The sequence below is a fragment of the Shimia thalassica genome (assembly GCF_001458215.1).
Classification (GTDB): domain Bacteria; phylum Pseudomonadota; class Alphaproteobacteria; order Rhodobacterales; family Rhodobacteraceae; genus Shimia; species Shimia thalassica.
In genome coordinates this window covers 586,124-608,112 of the sequence record NZ_CYTW01000001.1, presented here as the reverse complement: position 1 = coordinate 608,112, position 21,989 = coordinate 586,124, and the positions used below count along the sequence as shown (strand labels likewise).

The window sequence follows — 21,989 nt, the reverse complement described above, 5'->3', positions numbered from 1 at the left end:
CGTGGGTGAATTGGCAAAATGAGACACGCCTTCAAGATGGCGCTGTTATGTGTGACTTTCGCTTTGGCCGCCTGTTCTTCGGGCGGCCTTGGCGCGTCAAAAGACAGCCCCTATGCGCCCACCGGTGTTGGGCGCGGACAAGCTGTTGATGGGTTGATTGTTGGCGATCGCCTGATGGAAGCGGCACAATACGAGCTTGCTTTGGACGCCTATATCCGGGCCGCTGGCGAATATGGCATGACGGCGGATGTGCTCTCTTCCCTCGGGTCGGCCAATTTAGCGTTGGGGCGATTGGGACAGGCCGAAAAACAGTTTCGCGATAGCCTGAACGAAGATGAAAACCGCGCCGATACGTGGAACAATCTAGGTGTCGTTCTTATGGAGCGGGATGAATACGCAGAGGCCGAACAGATTTTCCGCAAAGCCTTTGCTTTGGATAATGGCCAAAGTGACTCAATCCGCGATAATTTGCGCTTAGCGCTCGCAAAATCGAAAAATCCCGCGTATGATGACGGGCAAAACCAAGAATACAAATTGGTGCGGCGTGGCGGAAGCGATTATCTGCTCAGCAAGACACCATAGTTTGAGACGAGAGCAGTAAAAGGACGCAAAATATGCGCCACACTTTCCTTGTCCCGTTGTGTTTGACTGGTGCACTGGCACTGTCTGCATGCGGCGAGTCTGACAACGCGTCGGTTGAACGCGCCATTCAAGACGTGAATGCGGTCGATGAGACAAACCTCAGCGACGTCATGTTGACGGTTGCAGACCCGAACGAGGCGGTGAAGTACTTTCAACGCACGCTAGAAAACAATCAGGACCGGATCGACCTTCAGCGGGGGCTGGCGCTCTCGTTTGTGCGGGCAAAGCGCTATACCGAAGCGGTTCCAGCCTGGCAAAAAGTGACCAAGAACAAAGACAGCACCGATGCTGATCTTGTTGATCTGGCCGATGCACAGATCCGCGGCGGCGATTGGGATGGCGCAGAAAAAACGCTGGATTCGATCCCTCCAACTCACGAGACTTACAAACGCTATCGCCTTGAAGCGATGATTTCTGACAGCAATCAGGAATGGAGCAAAGCCGACAGTTTCTACGAAACCGCTGTGGGTCTCACGACCCGCCCTGCTGGCGTTTTGAACAACTGGGGATATTCCAAGCTGAGCCGTGGCGATTATGCCGAGGCTGAGCGTTTGTTCGGCGAGGCCATCCGCAACGACAGCAGCCTGTTTACCGCCAAGAACAACATTGTTCTCGCGCGTGGTGCACAGCGTAAATATTCGCTTCCTGTGATCCCGATGGTTCAAACCGAACGGGCACAGCTTTTGCACACAATGGCGCTTTCGGCGATCAAGCAAGGCGACACCGAAACTGGCAAAGCCCTGTTGCGTGAAGCAATCGACACCCATCCGCAGCATTTCGAGGCCGCCGTGCGTTCACTGCGCGCGCTTGAAAACAGCTAAGACGCCGAGGCACGCATGGAAATTACTGTCTGGTCGGCCGCATGGTTTGCGCCCTTCGTCCTGCCCATATGTTTCTACGTGGCCTGGAGCGATATGCGTTCCATGCGCATTCCCAACCACTCTGTTTTGGCTCTGATCGCTGTGTTCGTTGTGGTGGGCCTGATTGCCCTGCCCATCGTCGACTATGGGTGGCGTTTCTCGCACCTTGTCGTGGTTTTGCTGATTGGAATGCTCTTGAATGCGGGCGGGTTGATCGGGGCGGGGGATGCAAAATTTGCCGCCGCCGCCGCGCCTTTCATCGCATTTGGCGATACAAAGCTGCTGGTCGTGATTTTTTCCGCAACGTTGCTGGCGGCATGGATCACGCATCGCCTCGCCAAATACTCCCCTGTGCGTAGGCTTGTTCCCGATTGGGAAAGCTGGGAACAGGGTTGGGATTTCCCTATGGGTCTTGCCCTTGGTGGGGCATTGGCGATCTACATGATCCTCGGAATCCTTTACGGGGCCTGATCTCGGCCCGAGTTTCGCCATCTTTATCGAGTTAAGTAAAGCTGAACCTATCGGGCAGAGTGCGACCTCTGCACGGATGCAAGATCAATTGCCAACTTCCGAGGCTACACTGATGAATATGCAAAACGGCAATGTCATGGCCCCACCGGCCCCTAAACGTCTTACCGACATGCGCCTGCCCATCGTGATGATGCGTGACATCATGTTGAAAACGATGTTTCGCAAAAACGTGGACATGGTCAGTGACGTCGCAAAGGCAATCTGTCTGCCTGCCGCAGTGACCCAAGAGTTGATTGATGTCGCCCGTGAACAGCGTTTTCTCGAAGCGACCGGCACGCTGAATGCCAACAGCGGTAATGAAATGGGGTTTCAGCTGACCGACGCCGGCAAAGCCCGTGCACTCGACGCGCTTGCACAGTCTGAATATTTTGGCGCGATGCCAGTGCCTCTGGATGTGTACCGTGAACAGGTCAAACGCCAATCGATCCGCAACGTCCAGATCAGCCGCAAACAGCTTACTGATGCGATGGGGCACCTGATCCTTCCGGACAGCTTGCTGGACCATCTGGGCCCTGCTGTTGGCTCGGGTCGTTCGATCCTGATGTATGGCCCCCCTGGCAACGGTAAGTCGTCTATTTCAAACGGTATCCGGGACGCAATGGGAGACAAGATCTATGTCCCCTACGCGATTGAATACGCAGGGCAGGTCATCACCGTTTATGATCCTATCGTGCATTCCAAGGCAGAGGCAGAAGTCGAAGACAAAACCTCGTTGCGACGCCTTGCCCGTTTTGATTCAAGATATGTGAAATGTGACCGCCCGACGGTTATCACAGGGGGTGAATTGTCCCTCAACATGCTGGATCTGGTCTATAACCCAACCGCGCGCACCTATCAGGCGCCTCTACAGTTGAAATCGACCGGCGGTATTTTTATCGTGGACGATCTTGGACGTCAGGAAGAGCCACCCCAATCACTGGTCAACCGTTGGATTGTTCCCTTGGAAGAGAGCAAGGACATCCTTGCTTTGCAATCGGGGGAGAAATTCGAAGTTCCCTTTGACACGCTGGTGATCTTTTCGACCAACTTCCACCCGAACGAAATTTTTGACCAGGCTGCCCTGCGCCGTATCTTTTTCAAAATCAAAATTGACGGGCCAAGCCAGCAAAACTTTCTCAAGATCTTTGCGCTTGTCGCCAAGAAAAAGAAGGTCCCTCTAAATGAGGCCACCTTGGTGCATCTGTTGAAGAAAAAGTACCCAACGATCGATAACGTCTATGCAAACTATCAGCCTGTATTCCTGATCGATCAAATGATTTCGATTTGTGATTTCGAAGGCATTCCCTATCAAATGACGCCGGAACTGATTGATCGGGCCTGGGCCAATATGTTTGTCAAAGACGAACACATCGTGAAGTAAATCATCGCGGGATGGCGCCCTAATATTTGGGCGCCACACCCGGATTAGTCTGCGAACAGAACCTTAATGACCTGCATCGTTGCGTCACGGCTGCCACCTGTGGCGGCCATGATGGATTGGCCGGGTTCGACCAGAACACCCTCGGCCTGCAACGCAGCCAAGCCATCCTCTGCCCCTTTCCCGGAAAGCGCGATTACCTGTTCAATCGGCGCGGCTTGCAGCGATTGAAAGACGCTCGACATGGGATTTCCACCTGATTGCACGGGTATAAAGCTCAACATAAGAACAGCCGCGCCACTGGCCATGATCACGACTGCGGATTGACGCTTGAAATAAGTGGAAAACGGTCGCCAGTTTAAAACCAGATGCGCCCCCACCCCAAAAATCATCAACAGGCCAACCCATTCGTGCAACAGCTTGTTTAATCCGATGTCCAGATGAAAGAACAGCAACAGGCCGGTCACCCCCATCGTCAGAAAAGTTGCGACCGTGAGCGGTGTCGCCCAAGCACGTAATTTTGGCATAATCATCTCCGTCAATATTGGTTGCAGGTAACACGCACAGGCCGCGAAATTCCGTCTCTGGAATTTGTGAATTTCTTGGGAATCTTGTGATTTTTCATAGGCTGTTGACCTAGGGCCGTGCATCACGTTGATTGGCGTCACAACCCAAAGGGAGAACAACAGGTGCTGACTGGAATTGGTGTTGCCGGATGCGGCCGAATGGGGGCGCCGATGCTCGCGGCGTTGCGGGCTGCGGGGTTTGATGCAATCGGCTATGACGTGCGCGCTTCAGGCGAATTTGATGGCCTCGGCTTGGAAATGGTCACGAAAGAGGTATTTTCGCAAAACCTGCGCACGCTGATCACGGTTGTACGGGATATTCCGCAGACCGAGGATGTGTTGTTCGGCGCTCAGAATTTCTCGCAGGCACCCCACCTCGAAACCGTGATTGTGTCGTCTACGTTGTCACCGCGATATGTGCGCGACCTTCGAGAACGCCTGCCCGAAAAGATCACATTGATCGATGCGCCCATGTCCGGAGCAGCCATTGCGGCCAAAAAGGCCCGCCTTTCCTTTATGCTCGGGGGTGATGAAGATGCCTTGGACAAACATCAGCCGCTGTTTGATGCAATGGGCGCGCATTTTCACCGGATGGGGCCCTTTGGCGCTGGCATGCAGGCCAAGGTCCTGAACAACTTGCTGGCGGCCTCTCACACGGCCATGACGCGTCTGGTTCTGGACTGGGCTGATGATGCGGGGCTTGATGAAGACAAACTGCTTTCTCTGATCCACACCTCGTCAGGGCAAAACTGGTTCGCCTCGGGCTTTGAGGATATCGAGTTTGCGCGCGATGGCTGCGCCGAGGATAACTCTATTGGAATTCTGGTCAAAGATGTGGCTTCGGCCCTCGACGCGGCCCCGGCATCGGCGGACACGACGCTTCCTGAAACGGTACAAGGCGCGATTCGAGCGCTGAAACCGCGAAAGTAGCCTGTTTAACGACGCTCACCCCAAGGTTGCCTGACGTTTGAGGCAAATACCCGCACGTCATCGCCACCAAGGGCCCCGCAATCATTGCACATCGTGCTGTTTTCCGGCATGACCCTTGCCTATGACCCCTGAAAACCGCGCCCTGTCTGTTCATCTTTTCACTGCCACCGGTGCGGTGTTTGCGATGCTGTCCATGCTTGCCGCCGTAGACGGCAAGTGGAGCCTCATGTTCTTGTGGCTTGTCGTGGCCTTTTTTGTCGACGGTCTGGATGGCCCCATGGCGCGCCGGTATCACGTCAAAAAATATGCACCCGAGTTTGATGGTGTCCTGCTGGATCTGATCATCGACTATTTAACCTATGTCTTTATTCCCGCTTTTGCTTTGTTCAAATCGGGTCTTATGGACGGCTGGACAGGTTGGTTTTCGATCATCGTCATCACCTTCGCAAGCTCGATGTATTTTGCAGACACCCGCATGAAAACAAAGGATAATTCCTTTTCCGGCTTCCCCGGATGCTGGAATATGGTTGTGCTGGTGATCTTCGCCCTCGAACCAAACTTCTGGGTATCTTTTGCGCTGGTCGCGGTGTTGGCTGTGGCGATGTTCCTGCCCCTGAAATTCATTCATCCCGTCCGGACGGAACGCTGGCGCACGGTCTCTTTGCCTATGGCGATCGGATGGACATTCTTTGCCGGATGGGCCGCTTGGGTGGATTTCCACCCTCAAAGCTGGGCGCATTGGGGACTGGTCGTGACAAGTGTGTATTTGCTGTTTGCGGGTGTCGCACAGCAGATCATTCCCGAAAACGACTAGATCAAAAAGCCGCCTGCGCCTTCCAGTCGCAAAAGCTGAACCTTTGTTTCAACACCACCTGCGCCGGAAAACCCGGTCAGGCCTTTTGCCCCCATTACGCGGTGACACGGAATGATCACCGGTATCGGATTTCCCCCACACGCCTGCCCCACCGCCTGCGCAGGTACGCCAAGCTTTTTGGATATGTCGCCATAGGTGCAGGTATATCCAAACGGAATGTCCAACATCGCGTCGCACACCGCACGTTGGAAATCTGATCCGTCAACTCGCAAGGGCAGATCAAACGCTTCGCGTTTTCCGGAAAAATAGTCTTTGAGCTGTGCTTCGGCTTCAAGCAGCAAAGGTGTGTCGTCCTGACGGCCCTGCCCCCAGTTGGTGCGCACGATGGCGCCATAGTCTTCGACAAGACGCATCGGCCCTGTCGGGGTATCCACGGTTCTTTCAAACATGCCCGCATCCTGCGCTACAAAAAAGCGCCCCGCAAGCGGGGCGCCCAAGATTACGCAAGTTTCGGGTCGTGTAGGACCTTAGCCCAAAGCCTCATCACAGCGGCCACACACGCCCACGTGCTTGTGCTGGCCAACGTCGGGAAGGATTTTCCAACACCGCTGGCATTTTTCGCCTTCGGCCTTTTCAAACACAACACCAACGCCGTCGACTTCTGGCAAGCGGAACGCTTCATCTGGCAATGGATCACTGCTGAGCGAGACACCCGATGTGATGAAAAGGTCATCAACAGGCAGCACGCGCAGAATTGCCATAACATCGGCATCCAACACATGAACCACCGGCGCAGCCTCAAGGCTCGATCCGATGACTTTGTTCTGACGCTCCACTTCCAAGGCTGCGGTCACAACGCGGCGCACACGACGCAATTCAGAGACATTCTTGGCCAGATTGGCATTCAGCCACTCGGCCGGTGTTTCGGGAATATCAACCAGATGAACCGATGACTTTTCGCCCGGGAACCGCTCGAGCCAGACTTCTTCCATGGTGAACACCAGAATTGGCGCCAGCCATGTCGTCAGGCGATGGAACAGGATATCCAGCACCGTGCGCGTAGCGCGACGGCGATCCGTGTCTCCGTCGCAATAGAGGGCGTCCTTGCGGATATCGAAATAGAACGCCGAAAGCTCTACGGTCGCAAAGTTAAAGATCGCGTTGAACACACCCATAAAGTCATAGGACTTGTAACCTTCGCGGACTTTCTCGTCCAATTCTGCCAAACGGTGCAGCACCCAGCGTTCCAGCGGCGGCATGTCGGCATGCGCGACGCGATCCGCTTCGCTAAAGCTGTCGAGTGCACCCAGCATGAACCGCATGGTATTCCGCAAACGACGATAGCTGTCAGCGACACCTTTCAGGATTTCAGGTCCGATTCTCTGGTCCGCTGTGTAATCGGTTTGGGCCACCCACAAACGCAGGATGTCGGCACCGTATTGTTGCACGACCTTCTCCGGTACGATGGTATTGCCCAACGATTTGGACATTTTGTTGCCCTTCTCGTCCAGCGTAAAGCCGTGCGTGACAACGTTGCGATACGGCGCGCGTCCCAAGGTTCCACAGGCCTGAAGCATGGAGGAGTGGAACCAGCCGCGGTGTTGGTCTGTGCCTTCCATATAGACGTCTGCGATCCCGTCGGCGGTTCCGTCCTCACGGTCGCGCAGAACAAAGGCGTGGGTCGAACCGGAATCAAACCACACATCCAACACATCGAAAACCTGTTGGTAATCGTCAGCGTTGTAGTCGCTTCCAAGGAAACGCTCTTTGGCGCCGTCGGCATACCAGCAATCGGCACCTTCCGCTTCAAAGGCTTCTGCGATGCGTGCGTTCACGGCCTCGTCGCGCAACAGGAAATCTTCGTCCGTCGGCAAGGCGTCTTTCTTGGTAAAGCACGTCAGAGGAACACCCCAGGCGCGTTGGCGAGACAACACCCAGTCAGGCCGCGTTTCGATCATGGAATAGAGACGGTTCCGGCCTGTTTGCGGCGTCCAATTGACCAGTTTGTCAATCGAGGTCAGTGCGCGTTCGCGGATCGTAGTCCCGTACTGGTCCTGTCCATCCTCGACATCCTTGTCCACGGCCGCAAACCATTGTGGCGTGTTCCGGAAGATCACCGGCGCCTTCGAACGCCAGGAGTGCGGATAGCTGTGGGTCACGCGACCACGGGCAATCAACCCGCCGACCTCGGCCAGCTTGTTGATGACGGCGGTGTTTGCGCTGCCTTCCTTGCCTTTGGCAGTGATGATCACTTCACCACCAAACAAAGGCAACGACGCACGGAACGAGCCGTCTTCGATGACGTTGTGCGTCATTTGCAGACCATGCTTCACCCCAAGGATAAAGTCATCCGCGCCGTGGCTTGGCGCGGTGTGCACAAAACCGGTTCCGGCGTCGTCTGTCACGTGATCACCGGGCAGCATGGGCACGTCATAGTCCCATTCACCCTGACCATCCTCGACTCCACGCAGCGGGTGACCACAGATGATCAGGTCCAGCTGCTGGGCTGTTACGTCGCGCTTGCGGATGAATTCTTCGACCTTGGCCGATTTCATCACATCTTCGGCCAGATTATCCGCCAGAAGATAGTGATCGCCCTTTTTCGCCCAGTTATCATCAGGTGCCTTGGTGACTTTATACAGGCCATAGGACAGCTCTGGATTAAAGGCGATGGCACGGTTTGAGGGGATCGTCCAAGGGGTCGTCGTCCAGATAACAACATTCACACCCAACAGACCCGAGCGCGCGCCAGTAGGCTCGACCGCGCGGACAACGGGGAATTTCACCCAGATGGTGTGCGATTTGTGATCGTGGTATTCGATCTCGGCTTCGGCCAGTGCGGTCTTTTCAACCGGTGACCACATCACGGGCTTCGACCCTTGGTAAAGCGTCCCGTTCATGAGGAACTTCATGAATTCTTCGGCAATGACACGTTCTGCATGGAAATCCATCGTCAGATAGGGATTTTCCCAGTTGCCGGTGATGCCGAGGCGTTTGAATTCATCCCGCTGGATATCAACCCAGCCCTCGGCAAATTTGCGGCATTCCTGACGGAAGTCGATGACAGGGACGTCGTCCTTGTCTTTACCTTTGTTGCGATACTGTTCCTCGATCTTCCACTCGATGGGCAGACCATGACAATCCCATCCCGGCACGTAACGCGCATCAAAGCCCATCATCTGGTGAGAGCGCACGATCATGTCCTTGATCGTCTTGTTCAGGGCGTGACCGATGTGCAGGTGGCCGTTCGCATAGGGAGGGCCATCATGCAGGGTAAAGGGTTCACGACCTTCTTTTTCACGCAGGCGGTCATAGATGCCCATATCTGCCCAACGCTCAAGCCACTGGGGCTCGCGTTTGGGAAGGCCCGCCCGCATCGGAAAGTCGGTCTTGGGCAGATTCAGAGTGGATTTATATTCGGGAGTTTCGGCGCACATCTTTTGGCGTCCTTGTCTGTTCGGATCATGTTCGGGAATGCGAGGGGCGGCGCGGATTTCCATACGCCTTGTCCCGGCGGCTCGTCTGTATCAGAGCGCCGGGCAAATAATTCGAATAATGATCGCGAAATGGCGGGTCATGGCCCGCGTTATAGGCCCGCTGCCCCAAGGCGTAAAGGCTCAAACGCAAGCAGTGCCTGCTTCATCTTCGCCCGTGTCGACGCAGTGACGAACACTGGAAGATCATGTGACCGACAGAGGTCTCAGGCGTGGAACAATGTCCCGACTCCAAAGGCAATGGCAGCGGCCAGCCCACCGATCAAAAGGGTCTCCAGACCGGAACGCCACCAAGGGGTCAGCGCCCAACGGCTTTTCAATGCGCCAATCCCGAAAAAGACCATGCCGGTTGCAATCGCAGACAGGCGAAACGCGTTATCCAGCCCCAAAAGGAATGGCAAAAGCGGGATCATGCCAGCAATCAAAAAGGCAAGAAAAGTGGCGACCGCGGCACGCATCGGATGGGGGTCCACACCAGCCAATCCGTATTCCCCTTCCAGCATCAACTGAACCGAGGCTTCCTTGTTTTGCGCAATCGCATCTGTTGCGGCCTCCAATACGGCCCCATCAAGACCTTTGAGACGAAGAATTTCACGGATCTCGCGGCGTTCCCCTTCGGGATGTTCCTGTAGATGGCGCAGCTCGATTTCGCGCAAGCGTTCGATGTCATCCAACTCGGCCTTGGTGCCGGAATAGTTCCCTGCGGCCATGGAAAACCCGTCTGCCAGAACATTGGCAAGGCCCAACGCGACAATGATCAGTGGGGACAGACCCGCACCTGCAACCCCCGCCACAATGGCAAACGTTGTGACCGATCCGTCAATCCCGCCATAAACAAGGTCACGCAAGTAACCGCGCCCCGGCGGATCGCCGATCCGGCGCTCGACTTCTTCTTGTGAATGGCCATGATCCTTCATGCGGCAATCATGCGCCGGGTGCCCTTGCACTTCAAGCTGTCGCCATGCCACATGCCACGTGAACTCCAGACCAGAGGCCGACATGTCCAATCCATTGCAGATGTTTGAAATCTCGCCCGAAGAAATTTCTGATGTGGTGTCCCGATTCTACGCCCGCATCCGACAGCACCCCGATCTGGGACCCGTGTTTGCCGCCCATATCGATGCCGACGAGTGGCCCGCGCACGAAGAAAAAATCGCCGCTTTCTGGCGTAATGCGATCCTCAAAGAACGCGGGTATGATGGCCAACCCATGCGCGTGCATTTGCAAACGCCGGAAATTCAGCCCGAACACTTTGCCCAGTGGCTGGGGTTGTTTGACGAGGTTTTGCAAGACACGCTTTCACCAGAGTTGGCCCAAGCGTTTTCCGCTTTGGCCCACCGCATTGGCAATGGGTTCCGCTATGGAATCGAACAGATCCGACGCCCTGCGGATTTACCGCCGATGCTAGGCTGACTCGCTGAACAGGCCGGTCAAGGCGCGTTTGATGATCACGGCAACGGACGGGCGTTTTGCCTGAACAAACGGCAATGGACGGCACACTTCCATTGCGGCCACCCCGACGCGGGCCGTCAAAGCGCCGTTCACCAGACCTTCGCCAAAACGACGACTCAGCTTGGCCAGAACGCCTCCACCTGCAAGGGTGCCGATCATGTCGTCCCCTACGGCAACCGCCCCTGTCGCGACCAGATGTGTCATGACAGCGCGTAACAATCGCCAACTGCCCAATGTCCCCGAGCGCCCGCCATAAACCTCGGCGATGCGACGGATCATGCGCACGTTAGACGTCATGGCCACCACGACATCGGCCAATGCCAAGGGCACCAATGCGGTTACCGTAGCAACCTGACGCGCGGCGGTTTCGATTTCGGACTGGGCCGCCTGATCCAACGGGGTCAGAATTTCTGTTTCGGCCAAGGCCAGCAGCCCATCGGCGTCCATCACATCATCACGACGCTCCGCAAAGCGCTCTCGCCCCCATGCCGTGTCGGCACGCCCCCGATAGAGACGGCCCAGCTGATCGGCCACACCGCGCGCCTCTTTGAGGTCTTGCGAGACTAGGGCGGCCTCGGCCGCATGATGCAGAGAATCAACCCGCCGCAATCGCGCAAATCCGGCCGCTTCGCGCAATGCAATGACCAAGCATACAACAACAAACACGGCGACCAGCGCAGAAACGATCATCCCGAGGATTGGTGACGACGCCAGCAAAGCCGTGACAAAGTTCCAAGCCGCAATAGACACCACCGTGCCAAGGATCAGCCCGAGAAGGCCCCAGAACCAACGGGACAAACGGGACGGTTTGCGCGCGGCCAATTGCGCCGCAACCTGCATCGCCTGCCCTTCGGGCAAAACTTGTGTCAGGTCTGGTACGGGCGGGGCTTCGGCAACAGAAGGTGCCTCGTCATGTTCCAGATCAATGAGTACGGGACCTTTGGTCATAGCTTATCTCCAATCAGGAACTCGGCAGCGCGATCCAGCCGAATATGCGGCGGACCTTCACCCGGCTTCAGGCTGAGCTGGGCTGGTGCAAAATTCATCACCTGATAGTCGCCATCCAACCATGTTTTGGCCCCCTCGCGTGCAGGGGCCAGCAATACATTGGGGTCTTCGGGCAAGGCCCCCGGGAAGAAAGCCGCCTGTTTGCCGGTTTCCAGTAACGTGCCTCGAACACAATCCAACTCTCGTCCGTCATGCTTGAGGGTTTCTTCTGTTGTGGCCCGAAGTGACGCCAGAGAAAGGGCCAAGGTGTCCGCGCCTGAAAAGCGCGCCCGGTCCGACGCATCTCTGGTCAAGGCCTGCATGATTCCCGTCAGTTGCGGATGCTGCGTATGATGCAGGTGGTCTGCCTTGGTGGCCGCAAAGAGGATTTTCTCAATACGTTTTCCACGCAATATACGGGCAAGGAAGCTGTTTGATCCCGGACGATACGCACTCAGAATTTCGGACATAGCACTGCGCATGTCTTCAACGGCTTCAGGACCGGAATGGATCGCTCCCAGTGCGTCAACCAAAACGATTTGGCGATCAATGCGGGAAAAATGGTCCCTGAAAAACGGCTTCACCACTTTGGATTTATAAGCCTCGAAGCGGCGCTCCATTTCACGGTGCAGACTGCCCCTCTTGGACGCAGTCTCAACAGGAATAGGCGAGAACGTCAATGCGGGCGAACCCGCCAGATCCCCCGGAAGCAGGAACCGCCCCGGAGAACAGCGGTAATACCCTTCTGTGCGGGCCACCTGTAAATACGACGCGAACCGTTTGGCAAGATCTTGCGCCGTGGCCTCTTCATGAGGGGCGGTGACATCAACTTCGCGGGCGGCCTTCAAAAAACCCTGTGCGCTCTCGCGTTCGCCCAGCCATTTCCATGTTTCGTCGCACCATTGATCAAAGCTTTTGTCGAGCAACCCGAGATCCAGCAACCACTCACCGGGATAGTCAATGATATCCAGATGCACGGTGCGCGGCCCTTGCAATCCCCCAAGAAGCCCCGTCGGTTGCACCTTGAGCGACAGGCGCAACTCGCTTACCGCGCGTGTGCTGTCCGGCCATTGCGGGTCTGGCCCCAGCAAAGCGGCCAGATGGGTTTCATAGTCGAACCGCGGCACCGTATCGTCAGGCTGTGGCTGCAAATACGCCGCAACAATACGCCCGCCCGCCTGTGCAGACAGCTGTGGCATCCGGCCACGATCAAGCAGGTTGGCAACCAGTGATGTGATGAAAACCGTCTTTCCCGAGCGCGCCAGACCGGTGACGCCCAATCGGATCACAGGTTCAAAAAGGGCTTCCGAAATCGTATCGCTCACGCTTTCAACGCTGCGTGTGACGCTGTCTGCCAACGAGGAAATAACCAATTGTCGCCCCTGAATTAACTTTGGTTTCAACCTAGGGGCCGATGCATGAGATTGCTAGAGGGGAGACTGCAAAGGTCTCTCCCCGCTTTTCCTTCCGGCACGAATGCGTTATCCGAGCGCCATGCCCAGAATTGCGCTCAAAGTCGAATATCACGGTGCCCCTTTTGCCGGTTGGCAAAGACAGGCAGATCAACCCTCGGTTCAGGGGGCGATTGAGGCTGCGCTGGCCAAACTTGAACCCGGCCCACATACAATTGCGGCAGCGGGCCGAACCGATGCCGGTGTGCACGGGTTGGCTCAGGTCGCCCATTGCGATCTGCAAAAGGACTGGGATCCGTTCCGCCTGTCCGAAGCACTTAATCATCATCTCAAACCGCTGCCTGTCGCAATTGTCGATGCCCAGCGAGTTGATGATACGTGGCACGCCCGCTTCTCAGCGGTGGAAAGACGCTATCTGTTCCGCATCCTGATGCGACGGGCCCCGGCGACACATCAAGCCGGGCTGGTCTGGCAAGTGAACCATGCGCTGGACGTCGATGCGATGCAGGAAGGCGCGAACCACCTTCTTGGCAACCATGATTTTACGACCTTTCGCAGTTCGATCTGTCAGGCCGCAAGCCCGGTCAAAACGCTTGATGAGTTGCGCGTCGAGCGTGTTCAGACACTCTGGGGCCCTGAAATCCATTTCCACGTCAGGGCGCGATCGTTTCTGCACAACCAGGTGCGCAGCTTTGTCGGCACACTCGAACGTGTCGGCGCGGGGGGGTGGCCCCCCTCAAAGGTAAAAGACGTACTGGATGCCTGTGACAGGTCCGGATGTGGCCCCGTTTGTCCACCACAGGGACTTTATCTCGCGGGTGTTGAATATCCGGATAATCCCTTCAGCGCGTAACGCGCGCCAACGTACCTGAATGCCGAAGCAGGGAACGGGTCCCTCGAAACCGTGGATTTCCTTTAAAACAGGTTATAATCGGGTGGGATCATCTGATTTACCTTAAGGCAACCCTTGACCCTTTATCATGCTAAGGTGATGTCTAGAGCCCAGCAAAATCTAGAGGTCCGTCATGTTCAAGCCAGCAATCACAGGCACCGGCGTCTTTACGCCAGATCAAGTCATCACCAATGACGAATTGGTTGAAGCCTTTAACGGCTATGCGGATCTGATGAACGAGAAAAACGCCGATGCGATTGCAGCCGGAGAAGCAACGCCCGTACCGCATTCCTCCAGCGATTTCATTTTTCAGGCCTCTGGCATCGAACAGCGGTATGTCATCGACAAAACCGGCGTGCTTGATCCGAACATCATGCATCCGTTGCTACCCGAGCGTTCTGATGACGAAGTCTCACTGATGGCCGAAATGGCCTTGGATGCCTGTAAAAAGGCGCTGACACAGGCACAGGTCTCTGCCGAAGACATTGATCTGGTGATTTGTGCGGCCTCTAACCTTGAACGCGCCTACCCTGCCGTTGCTGTCGAAATCCAAGAAGCCTTGGGAGCAGGTGGGTTTGCCTTTGACATGAACGTTGCCTGTTCTTCTGCAACATTCGGCATTCAGGCCGCAGCCGATATGGTCCGCGCCGGATCTGTGCGCAAAGCGATTGTCGTAAACCCCGAAATCTGTTCTGCGCACCTTGAGTGGCGCGACCGCGATTGCCACTTCATTTTTGGTGACGTGGCCACCGCGACCGTAATCGAACGGGAAGAGGACGCAAAAGGCGAGTATTTCGAAATACTCTCGACCAGCTGCGCAACCCAGTTCTCGAACAACATTCGCAACAACAACGGCTTTCTGCGTCGTTCGCGCCCCTATGGCATGGAAGACCGCCGCGACATGCAGTTCATGCAGAATGGGCGCAAAGTCTTTAAAGAAGTTCTTCCAATGGTGTCCAAACACATTCTGGCCCAGATGGCAGAAAATGACGTCAAGAACACCGATCTCAAACGCATCTGGTTGCATCAGGCCAATAAGTCGATGAATGATTTTATCGGTAAGAAAGTGCTGGGACGCACACCAGAGCCCGGCGAACAGCCGAATATCCTGCAAGACTATGCCAATACATCCTCGGCCGGATCGATCATCGCGTTCTCGCAAAACTCGGATGATTTACACGCTGGCGACTACGGTTTGATCTGCTCTTTTGGGGCCGGATATTCCGTAGGGTCAATTTTGGTGCGTCGTCACTAAACGCCTCCGATTCGTGCACCGCAGCATAATTTGAGAATTGCATGGCACAATTAACAGGTTTGAAGCTGAAAACTGTCATAAATAACAGTTAAGGTGACGGCGAAACTAAGGTTTTCCTCAGCAGACAGCACTGGATTCATGCGATAGTTTCACATGCGGAGAGAGGCGTTGCCCGCGCCAATACTGTTTCCCCAGACGGTCGCTGCCGGGCACCTGGGTGATATTGCATCCAAGCGTCAGACTTTTGTACCATCCCGTGCAAAAGCCGGTTTTCCAATAGTCATGTGAGTGAGTGGCTCAGGGTGCTTCGAATTCGAAGCACCCTATGACTTTTCTAAAACCGCAAAACCGTCTTACGGGTCTCGTCTTCGTGTTTTCACCATCGGGGACAATGTGGGATGATCACCGAGCCGCGGCAAACCCATTTCAACAAGAACGGATTGCTGATCACCCGCATTTCGGGACAATGGATCAGGTAAAATTCCCATGCTCATCGCAAGGGCCGCCAACTCGGCCCGATTGGACAGGCCAGTTTTCTTCAGGATGTTGTTCATCCTTTGGCGCACAGCCGAAACAGTCACGCCCAGCTGATCGGCAATCACCTTGTCTTGTTGGCCATTGCCGATCATCTCGAGCAACTCGCGTTGCTTGGTCGTAATCTTGTTCCGTTCCGAAAACTCGGAAGCGAAATGGGTCAGGTAACGCTGGTGCCCAGTAAGTGCCACAGCATGAAGCACCCACCCATGTGTTTGGATAATGCGCTCCATCTCGCGCTTTGAGTGATTCCCCGAAAACGTAATCAGCGCGGCCTGTGGCGGGGCGTGAACACGCAAGGGGATGGAAAAGCCCGCACGAATCCCGCGACGCCCTGCTTCGTGCAGGACCTCATAACGGGACTGGGGAATGTGCTTGTACTCTTCCGCGAACTCAACACCAACGGCAATGGGCGTCAAACAGTGCATCGCATGCGATCGAAAATAGGACCACTTTGCCAGATCCGGATCCTGATTCACGCTGTTCAGCCAGCTCGAATCATAAGACGTGCGAACAAAAAGAGTCTTTTTCCAGTTGGAGTAACTGCTGGCAGAGATGAGATCGACATAAGGCAAGTTTAATGCTTGCCCGAGTTTAACAATCAATCTCCAGACTTCTGAGGAATGGCGCGTTGTCTCCAGTTCTACCAGAAACTCTTGTAGCAAATCGGGCGTATACTGCTCGGCTTTGACAAGCTCACGACGCGGAGTCGCGCCCGACATCCTTAGTTTGCACCCTCTTCGAGGTGTAACTTCATATCCAGCAACACGTGCTGCAGCGCCAACGTTTCTTTCAACAGGCGCTTGGCTTCGTTCACAGTGATGATGCCATCTTCGATGGACTGGCTGTATTCCGCCATCAGCATCGCAAAACGCTGGCTCAGCGCGATCACATCCGAATTCACGCCGCCTTCGCGGGTATTCCGGCGACGATCGTCATAGGACAGGGTGATGCCTTTCAGCTCGGCCAATGCAGCCGTGACATGCGGGTACGAGGACGCTTCCTCAAGTCGCGCGACGGCGTCAATCGGCATAAACCGGTCGTCATGTTCGGGATTATGGGAATAGTACCGGCCCAAAGTGGCCTTGGACTTGCCCGTCAATTCACAGGCCGCCTCGATCCCGACGTCTTTGACCAACGCTTCAGCGTGCTTTTTTAGATAGGACCCAACACTGTCCATACTCATTTCCCCTAACGCTACTTTTCCCCGATGGGGAATTAGATAATTCGTTTCCCCTTAAAGGGATATGCAGGAAATGTCATTTGTAAAGTGTCTCTCGTGTCACGGGAGACGTTTGTGAGTGGCCGGCAGCAGTGCCGGTTATGTGTGAGGCTCCCTTTTTGCGTTTGTTGGAAGGGATGGACTGCCGGATAACGAGTATTGCCTTCTATCATCCCCAGAGAGTCGCTCTCAGGAAGGCCCTTTAAAGAGTACTCCGGCAGCGCCGGAGCCGCAGGCCCACTCTGCGGTTCCGGCCCTCAGTTTTCTTCTCTTATCCCCTATTGCATCTGCCCCGACCCTCACCGTATGACCCCCGCATGGCCAAATTGTACTTTCAGTTCTCCACTATGAACGCGGGGAAATCGACCCTCCTGCTGCAAGCGTCCCACAACTATCGTGAACGCGGCATGCAAACCTACCTTTTGACTGCCAATCTCGACAATCGGGCCGGAACGGGTCGCATCGCATCACGGATTGGCATTGGCAGCGAGGCCGACACTTTTGTCGCCGAGAACAATTTGTTCGAGATGATTGAAACGCGACTGGACGCCGGTCCTGTGGCTTGTGTCTTTATTGATGAGGCACAGTTCCTGACCGAAGATCAGGTTTGGCAACTGGCACGCGCCGTGGATGATCTGGGTGTGCCGGTGATGTGCTATGGGCTTCGAGTTGATTTTCAGGGCAAGCTTTTCCCAGGTTCTGCGGCACTTCTGGCTTTGGCGGATGAAATTCGCGAAGTGCGCACCATTTGTCATTGCGGCAAGAAGGCCACGATGGTGGTTCGACAGGACGAAACCGGAAAACCAGTTCAAGAGGGCGAACAGGTGCAAATCGGCGGCAATGAAACCTATGTGTCCCTCTGTCGCCGTCACTGGCGCCAAGCAATGGGCGAATAGGGACTACCGGACCCATCCGCGTGGATGTGATCCGGAGGCCCGTCTGTCTTGCTAGACGGCGTTGACGGCGTTGGGCAATGGCGTGCTCGCTGCGAACGCTTTGAGGTTGTCTATTGCCATCATACCCATGCTGTTGCGCACCTCATGGGCAGCGGTGCCCAAATGCGGCAGCAACGTTACATTGTCCAAAGCACGAAGCGCATCCGGCACTTTGGGTTCGTGTTCGTAAACATCCAGCCCAGCCCCGCCAATCCGACGGTCTTGCAATGCGGCAACCAGAGCCGTTTCGTCGACAACATCCCCACGAGATACATTTACGAAATGCGCATGTGGCTGCATTGCATGAAAAACATCGGCACCAACGAGATGTCGGGTCTCGGGCCCACCCGGCACGCAGGCGACAAGCACATCAACTTCGCGTGCCATCTCGGTCAGTGACTCAAAGCGACGTGCATCAAATTCCATCATCTTTGGTGTACGGCTGAAATAACGCACCCGCATCCCGAAGCCATAGAAACACCGTTGTGCTATCGCCTGACCAATCCGGCCCAATCCGATGATACCAACCGTTTTGCGCGAAAGATGCATGCCCAGCATTTGGGTCGGATGCCATCCTTCCCATGCACCGGACCGCACAAGACGTTCACCCTCTGCGGCGCGGCGTGCACTCATCAACATCAACAACAACGCCGTATCCGCCGTGGCATCGGTCACAGCCCCTGGCGTATTGCTCACCAGAATGCCGGAACGCGCCGCTGCGGCGACATCGATGTGATTGTATCCAACCCCAAAATTGGCCAACAGTTTGCACCTTGGGTCAGGCACATCCTCGAACACTTCGGCCGAGAAGATATCCCCCAGAGTTGGCAAAACCACGTCGTATTCACGCAAAACCCAGCGTAGATCATGAGCGCTCAAAGGCAGGTTGCTTTGTCTAACACTTGTATCAAAAACTTCGCGCGCCGCGCTCAAAACACTTTCGGGCAATGGTCTTGTAATAAATAGCTTTTTCAATGCATCCTCCCACCGGTGGGAACAGGTTGATCGGGGCCGATCAACACCACTTCGTTGTTTTCGTCAGGCAAGCCCAGAACCAGAATCTCGGACATAAACTTGCCGATCTGGCGGGGCGGGAAATTCACCACGGCCATAACCTGTTTTCCGATCAGCGTTTCGGGCGTGTAGTGTTTGGTGATCTGGGCCGAGCTTTTGCGCACGCCAAGCTCTCCTCCGAAATCGACCCACAGCTTGATCGCTGGTTTGCGTGCTTCCGGATAGGGCTGTGCATCGACGACCCTGCCAACACGAATATCTACCTTGAGAAAATCGTCGAAATCGATGTCATCCATTGGCCAATTCCCGAGATCTGTCTGCCGCTGCTGCAACGGTCTTGTTCATGAGTGCGGGCAATCCGGCTTCTTCGTCCATAAGAACGCCCAATCCCGCCTGCGTCGTGCCATTCGGGCTTGTGACGTTGACGCGCAACTGCGCTGGCGTCTCATCGGCGGCTTCTGCCAATGCACCAGCGCCAGCAACCGTGGCCTTTGCAAGTGACATGGCCAGCTCTGGTGCAAGACCTTGAGCCTCACCAGCAGCGGCCAGTGTTTCAATCATGTGAAACACATAGGCCGGGCCAGACCCGCTCACGCCGGTCACGGCATCCATTTGCCCTTCATTGTCCAACCGGACAACCTGTCCAACCGCAGACAACAGGCTATCGGCCAAATCCATCTGGGATATGTCAGCCCGCGCATTGCCAATTATCGCGGTAATTCCGCGCCCGACAGCCGCAGGTGTGTTCGGCATCGCCCGAATGATAGGGGTATCCTGGCCCAAAACCGTTTCGTAATGATCAATGCCAATGCCAGCCGCAACAGAAAGAAACAGAGTTCCCCCATTGCCCATGGCCACCAGTACAGGAAGCGCATCCGCCATCATCTGAGGCTTGACTGCAATCAAAACGATTGCGGGCTTTGCCGGAAGACCCTCGTTTACATGGACACCGCTGTTTTGCACCCATTCGCTTGGATAGGGGTCCTGCACCCAGACCGAAGACGCAGGCAATCCATCCTTCAGCCAGCCTTCCAGCATGGCCGAACCCATCTTCCCGCACCCCAGAAGCACAAGCCCCTGCTCTGCCACGAAATTCATATCCATGAGTGCCCCCTGTTTACCTAGGGGGCAGTGTTACGCGCGACCGTAAGCCTCTGCAATGGCGACCTGCATCGCATCTTCAACTTTACGGTCTCCCCAGACCACAAGCTGTATCGCAGGGTAGAATCTTTCAGCACTTCCCACCGCCAGACGGATCATCGTGTCGATTTGATCGGGGCTGGCAACCTGACCACCCGACAACACCAACCCATACCGGTAGATCATCAATTGCTGAGGTTTCCAGAACGTAAACGCCCCTGCCCAACATTGATCGTTGATGGCATTCAGTGTCTCGTGCAGCTGAGGGATTTTTTCTTCTGGCGGTTCCATTTCAAAGGAACACACCAGACGCAGCGTTTCGTCATAGGCTGACCAGGCCAGCGTAATTGAATACGTCCGCCATTGTCCTTCGACAGCCATTGCAATCTGGTCATCCGCGATCCTATCAAAGCTCCAGTCGTGGTACTCCGCTATGTGCTCGACAATGTCGATCGGATGAATGTCGTCTTCTAAAAACTGCTCTGATAATGCCATGGCCCCACCTCTTTTTGCTGTTGCGCCAGTGGATTGGCAGATCCGCTAACGCTTGGTGCCTGCTCTAGGGAAAGCGAACATTTGCACCTCCCTTACTAGATATGGTGCTGCGCTTCCGGCGTCGTGTAAAGCAAAATATCTGTGGATAACGCAATAAGTTGTGGATTTCTCTGGGCGAGGCACAAGAAATCGCCGTTCCCTGCAAAGCACTCATACGCGCATTTCTGTGCCCTAGGGCGCGCTGCGTGACGCTACTTTGCTTCCGTTCGCGAGCCCGGCAGAAGGGTACAAAATCACTGTTTCGCCGCTGCTCAGCCCCTCAATCACCTCGGCATCAAATCCGTTGTTACGCCCAATGGTCACTGTTTTTTGGTGCGCGACACCGTTCTCAACACTGAATACCGCCCATGAGGATTGATCCCGAAACAACGCGCTGGATGGCACGAGCAGTGCATCTTCGTTTTCCCAAACAACGATGCGCGTTTCCACACGGAAACCATGGCCCAAAGACACGCGGTTTTCCGGCAAATCCGTAAACCGGATGATGGCATTGACGCGTTGTTCTTCCACGCCCAGCGCCGAATATTTGGTAAATCCCCAAGGATCGACGCGTTCGACAATGCCGTTCAAATCCTGCGGCCCACCCCAGTTGGAGATCAGAACGCGATCCCCGACGGCGACCTTGACGGCATCTGTCGACAACAGCTCGACCACGACCTCAAGGTCAGTGTTCGTGTCACCGACTTCCAGAATTGGCGCCCCTGCGGGAAGGATCGTTTCGCTTTGCTGGATCACGCGTAAAACAACGCCAGAGATCGGCGATGGAAGGTTGATGGCTTCGCTTGTTGCGCTTTTGAATGTTCCGTTTGTATCAAAACTGATCAGGTTGGCCCGCGCGTTGTTCAGATCGGCAATCCGCATCGAAATTGCAGCGCGCGCGGTATCGACCGTGGCCTCGACCGTGCGCCACTGGCTTATGGCGCGATCAAGCGCGGCTTCGGCAACGGCTTCCTGTTCAAACAGTTTACGCGCGCGTGCCAAATCGCTTTCTGCCAGATCGCGATCCGCCAACGCCTTGTTTAAATCCGCCTGTGCCACACGCAAGGCTGCTTCGGACGCGGCAATGGCTGCGCGGGCTTGTTCCCGGGTGCGGATATCAAGCGCCGAAGGGTTCGTGGGTTGCATCCGTGCAACGACCGTTTCCCCTTTGACAACGCGATCACCGGGCAACAGGTCAACGCGCAAAAGATGCCCAGCGATGGGTGTCGAAACCACGTAAGGATCACGCACTTTGGTGCGCGCCTCTTCATCCACGGTTTGCATCATGGCCCCGCGTTTGACATCGCCCATGTCCACCAGCACCGGTTGCGGCCAGAACGCAGCGGCCAACCCTGCGCCCACCACGGCCGCTGCTCCGAGTGTCAGAATGCGTCGAGATGATTTCTTTGCCATCTGCC

At 55.5% G+C, this 21,989-nt stretch carries 23 protein-coding genes; 10 read left to right on the top strand and 13 right to left on the bottom strand.

The annotated features are described in order from the left end of the window. Positions 1-18: 18 nt before the first annotated feature. The 4 genes from PH7735_RS02820 to PH7735_RS02805 all read left to right on the top strand — a co-directional run bounded on the left by PH7735_RS02820 (position 19) and on the right by PH7735_RS02805 (position 3,393). Complete coding sequence (locus PH7735_RS02820) at positions 19-582, top strand: tetratricopeptide repeat protein (RefSeq protein WP_058309802.1); 564 nt, start codon at positions 19-21, stop codon at positions 580-582. Positions 583-614: 32 nt separating this feature from the next. After that, a complete protein-coding gene (locus PH7735_RS02815) occupies positions 615-1,463 on the top strand; it encodes a tetratricopeptide repeat protein (RefSeq protein WP_058309801.1) in 849 nt (282 codons plus the stop codon). A 15-nt stretch (positions 1,464-1,478) separates the two neighbouring features. Continuing rightward, complete coding sequence (locus tag PH7735_RS02810; protein WP_058309800.1) at positions 1,479-1,973, top strand: prepilin peptidase; 495 nt, start codon at positions 1,479-1,481, stop codon at positions 1,971-1,973. A 112-nt stretch (positions 1,974-2,085) separates the two neighbouring features. Continuing rightward, positions 2,086-3,393, top strand: coding sequence for a DUF8689 domain-containing protein (locus PH7735_RS02805; protein WP_058311111.1), 1,308 nt, complete (start codon positions 2,086-2,088; stop codon positions 3,391-3,393). A 44-nt stretch (positions 3,394-3,437) separates the two neighbouring features. Here the strand turns inward: PH7735_RS02805 and PH7735_RS02800 are convergent, their stop codons facing one another. Then, positions 3,438-3,917, bottom strand: coding sequence for a DUF4405 domain-containing protein (locus PH7735_RS02800; protein ID WP_058309799.1), 480 nt, complete (start codon positions 3,915-3,917; stop codon positions 3,438-3,440). Between the two features lie 162 nt (positions 3,918-4,079). On the opposite strand from PH7735_RS02800, the gene PH7735_RS02795 reads away from it, so the two are divergent. Both PH7735_RS02795 and PH7735_RS02790 read left to right on the top strand, forming a co-directional pair. Then, the gene (locus PH7735_RS02795) at positions 4,080-4,886 is read left to right on the top strand and encodes an NAD(P)-dependent oxidoreductase (RefSeq protein ID WP_145865249.1); all 807 of its coding nucleotides are present in this window, start codon (positions 4,080-4,082) and stop codon (positions 4,884-4,886) included. Between the two features lie 121 nt (positions 4,887-5,007). After that, entirely contained in the window at positions 5,008-5,700 is a 693-nt protein-coding gene (locus tag PH7735_RS02790; protein ID WP_058309798.1) for a CDP-alcohol phosphatidyltransferase family protein, read from the top strand. Here the strand turns inward: PH7735_RS02790 and PH7735_RS02785 are convergent. The 3 genes from PH7735_RS02785 to PH7735_RS02775 all read right to left on the bottom strand — a co-directional run bounded on the left by PH7735_RS02785 (position 5,697) and on the right by PH7735_RS02775 (position 10,111). Beyond that, the gene (locus PH7735_RS02785) at positions 5,697-6,149 is read right to left on the bottom strand and encodes a methylated-DNA--[protein]-cysteine S-methyltransferase (protein WP_058311109.1); all 453 of its coding nucleotides are present in this window, start codon (positions 6,147-6,149) and stop codon (positions 5,697-5,699) included. The two genes, PH7735_RS02790 and PH7735_RS02785, sit on opposite strands and share 4 nt — an antisense overlap. A gap of 78 nt (positions 6,150-6,227) precedes the next feature. Next, positions 6,228-9,137: an isoleucine--tRNA ligase gene (ileS, locus tag PH7735_RS02780; protein ID WP_058311108.1), complete on the bottom strand. Its 2,910-nt coding sequence runs from the start codon at positions 9,135-9,137 to the stop codon at positions 6,228-6,230. Positions 9,138-9,400: 263 nt separating this feature from the next. Further along, positions 9,401-10,111, bottom strand: a complete 711-nt coding sequence (locus PH7735_RS02775) for a VIT1/CCC1 transporter family protein (RefSeq protein WP_058311107.1) — start codon at positions 10,109-10,111, stop codon at positions 9,401-9,403. Between the two features lie 82 nt (positions 10,112-10,193). Here PH7735_RS02775 and PH7735_RS02770 point away from each other — a divergent pair, with 82 nt between their 5' ends. Beyond that, entirely contained in the window at positions 10,194-10,607 is a 414-nt protein-coding gene (locus PH7735_RS02770) for a group III truncated hemoglobin (protein ID WP_058309797.1), read from the top strand. Here PH7735_RS02770 and PH7735_RS02765 read toward each other — a convergent pair. Then, the gene (locus PH7735_RS02765; RefSeq protein WP_058309796.1) at positions 10,599-11,594 is read right to left on the bottom strand and encodes a YcjF family protein; all 996 of its coding nucleotides are present in this window, start codon (positions 11,592-11,594) and stop codon (positions 10,599-10,601) included. The genes PH7735_RS02770 and PH7735_RS02765 overlap by 9 nt on opposite strands. Further along, complete coding sequence (locus PH7735_RS02760) at positions 11,591-13,006, bottom strand: YcjX family GTP-binding protein (protein WP_058309795.1); 1,416 nt, start codon at positions 13,004-13,006, stop codon at positions 11,591-11,593. The genes PH7735_RS02765 and PH7735_RS02760 overlap by 4 nt, the downstream gene beginning before the upstream one ends. Positions 13,007-13,127: 121 nt before the next feature. On the opposite strand from PH7735_RS02760, the gene truA reads away from it, so the two are divergent. Then, positions 13,128-13,898, top strand: coding sequence for a tRNA pseudouridine(38-40) synthase TruA (truA, locus tag PH7735_RS02755; RefSeq protein ID WP_058311106.1), 771 nt, complete (start codon positions 13,128-13,130; stop codon positions 13,896-13,898). Positions 13,899-14,070: 172 nt separating this feature from the next. Continuing rightward, positions 14,071-15,192 carry a beta-ketoacyl-ACP synthase III gene (locus PH7735_RS02750; RefSeq protein WP_058309794.1) on the top strand — a complete coding sequence of 374 codons (1,122 nt, stop codon included), beginning with the start codon at positions 14,071-14,073 and terminating at the stop codon, positions 15,190-15,192. 353 nt (positions 15,193-15,545) lie between these two features. Here the strand turns inward: PH7735_RS02750 and PH7735_RS02745 are convergent, their stop codons facing one another. Then, positions 15,546-16,448 carry a helix-turn-helix transcriptional regulator gene (locus tag PH7735_RS02745; RefSeq protein WP_058309793.1) on the bottom strand — a complete coding sequence of 301 codons (903 nt, stop codon included), beginning with the start codon at positions 16,446-16,448 and terminating at the stop codon, positions 15,546-15,548. Positions 16,449-16,450: 2 nt separating this feature from the next. Beyond that, positions 16,451-16,906 (bottom strand): hypothetical protein, encoded by a 456-nt coding sequence (locus tag PH7735_RS02740; protein ID WP_058309792.1) that lies wholly within the window; start codon positions 16,904-16,906, stop codon positions 16,451-16,453. A 359-nt stretch (positions 16,907-17,265) separates the two neighbouring features. On the opposite strand from PH7735_RS02740, the gene PH7735_RS02735 reads away from it, so the two are divergent. Then, positions 17,266-17,844 carry a thymidine kinase gene (locus PH7735_RS02735; RefSeq protein ID WP_058309791.1) on the top strand — a complete coding sequence of 193 codons (579 nt, stop codon included), beginning with the start codon at positions 17,266-17,268 and terminating at the stop codon, positions 17,842-17,844. A gap of 51 nt (positions 17,845-17,895) precedes the next feature. Here the strand turns inward: PH7735_RS02735 and PH7735_RS02730 are convergent, their stop codons facing one another. The 5 genes from PH7735_RS02730 to PH7735_RS02710 all read right to left on the bottom strand — a co-directional run bounded on the left by PH7735_RS02730 (position 17,896) and on the right by PH7735_RS02710 (position 21,984). After that, positions 17,896-18,858 carry a 2-hydroxyacid dehydrogenase gene (locus tag PH7735_RS02730; RefSeq protein ID WP_058309790.1) on the bottom strand — a complete coding sequence of 321 codons (963 nt, stop codon included), beginning with the start codon at positions 18,856-18,858 and terminating at the stop codon, positions 17,896-17,898. Next, the gene (locus tag PH7735_RS02725; protein WP_058309789.1) at positions 18,855-19,193 is read right to left on the bottom strand and encodes a tRNA-binding protein; all 339 of its coding nucleotides are present in this window, start codon (positions 19,191-19,193) and stop codon (positions 18,855-18,857) included. Before PH7735_RS02725 ends, PH7735_RS02730 begins: the two co-directional genes overlap by 4 nt. Continuing rightward, positions 19,186-20,001, bottom strand: coding sequence for a pyrroline-5-carboxylate reductase (proC, locus tag PH7735_RS02720; RefSeq protein WP_058309788.1), 816 nt, complete (start codon positions 19,999-20,001; stop codon positions 19,186-19,188). Before proC ends, PH7735_RS02725 begins: the two co-directional genes overlap by 8 nt. A gap of 30 nt (positions 20,002-20,031) precedes the next feature. Next, a complete protein-coding gene (locus PH7735_RS02715) occupies positions 20,032-20,532 on the bottom strand; it encodes a type III secretion system chaperone family protein (protein ID WP_058309787.1) in 501 nt (166 codons plus the stop codon). Between the two features lie 231 nt (positions 20,533-20,763). Further along, positions 20,764-21,984, bottom strand: coding sequence for an efflux RND transporter periplasmic adaptor subunit (locus PH7735_RS02710; protein ID WP_058309786.1), 1,221 nt, complete (start codon positions 21,982-21,984; stop codon positions 20,764-20,766). Between the last annotated feature and the right edge of the window lie 5 nt (positions 21,985-21,989).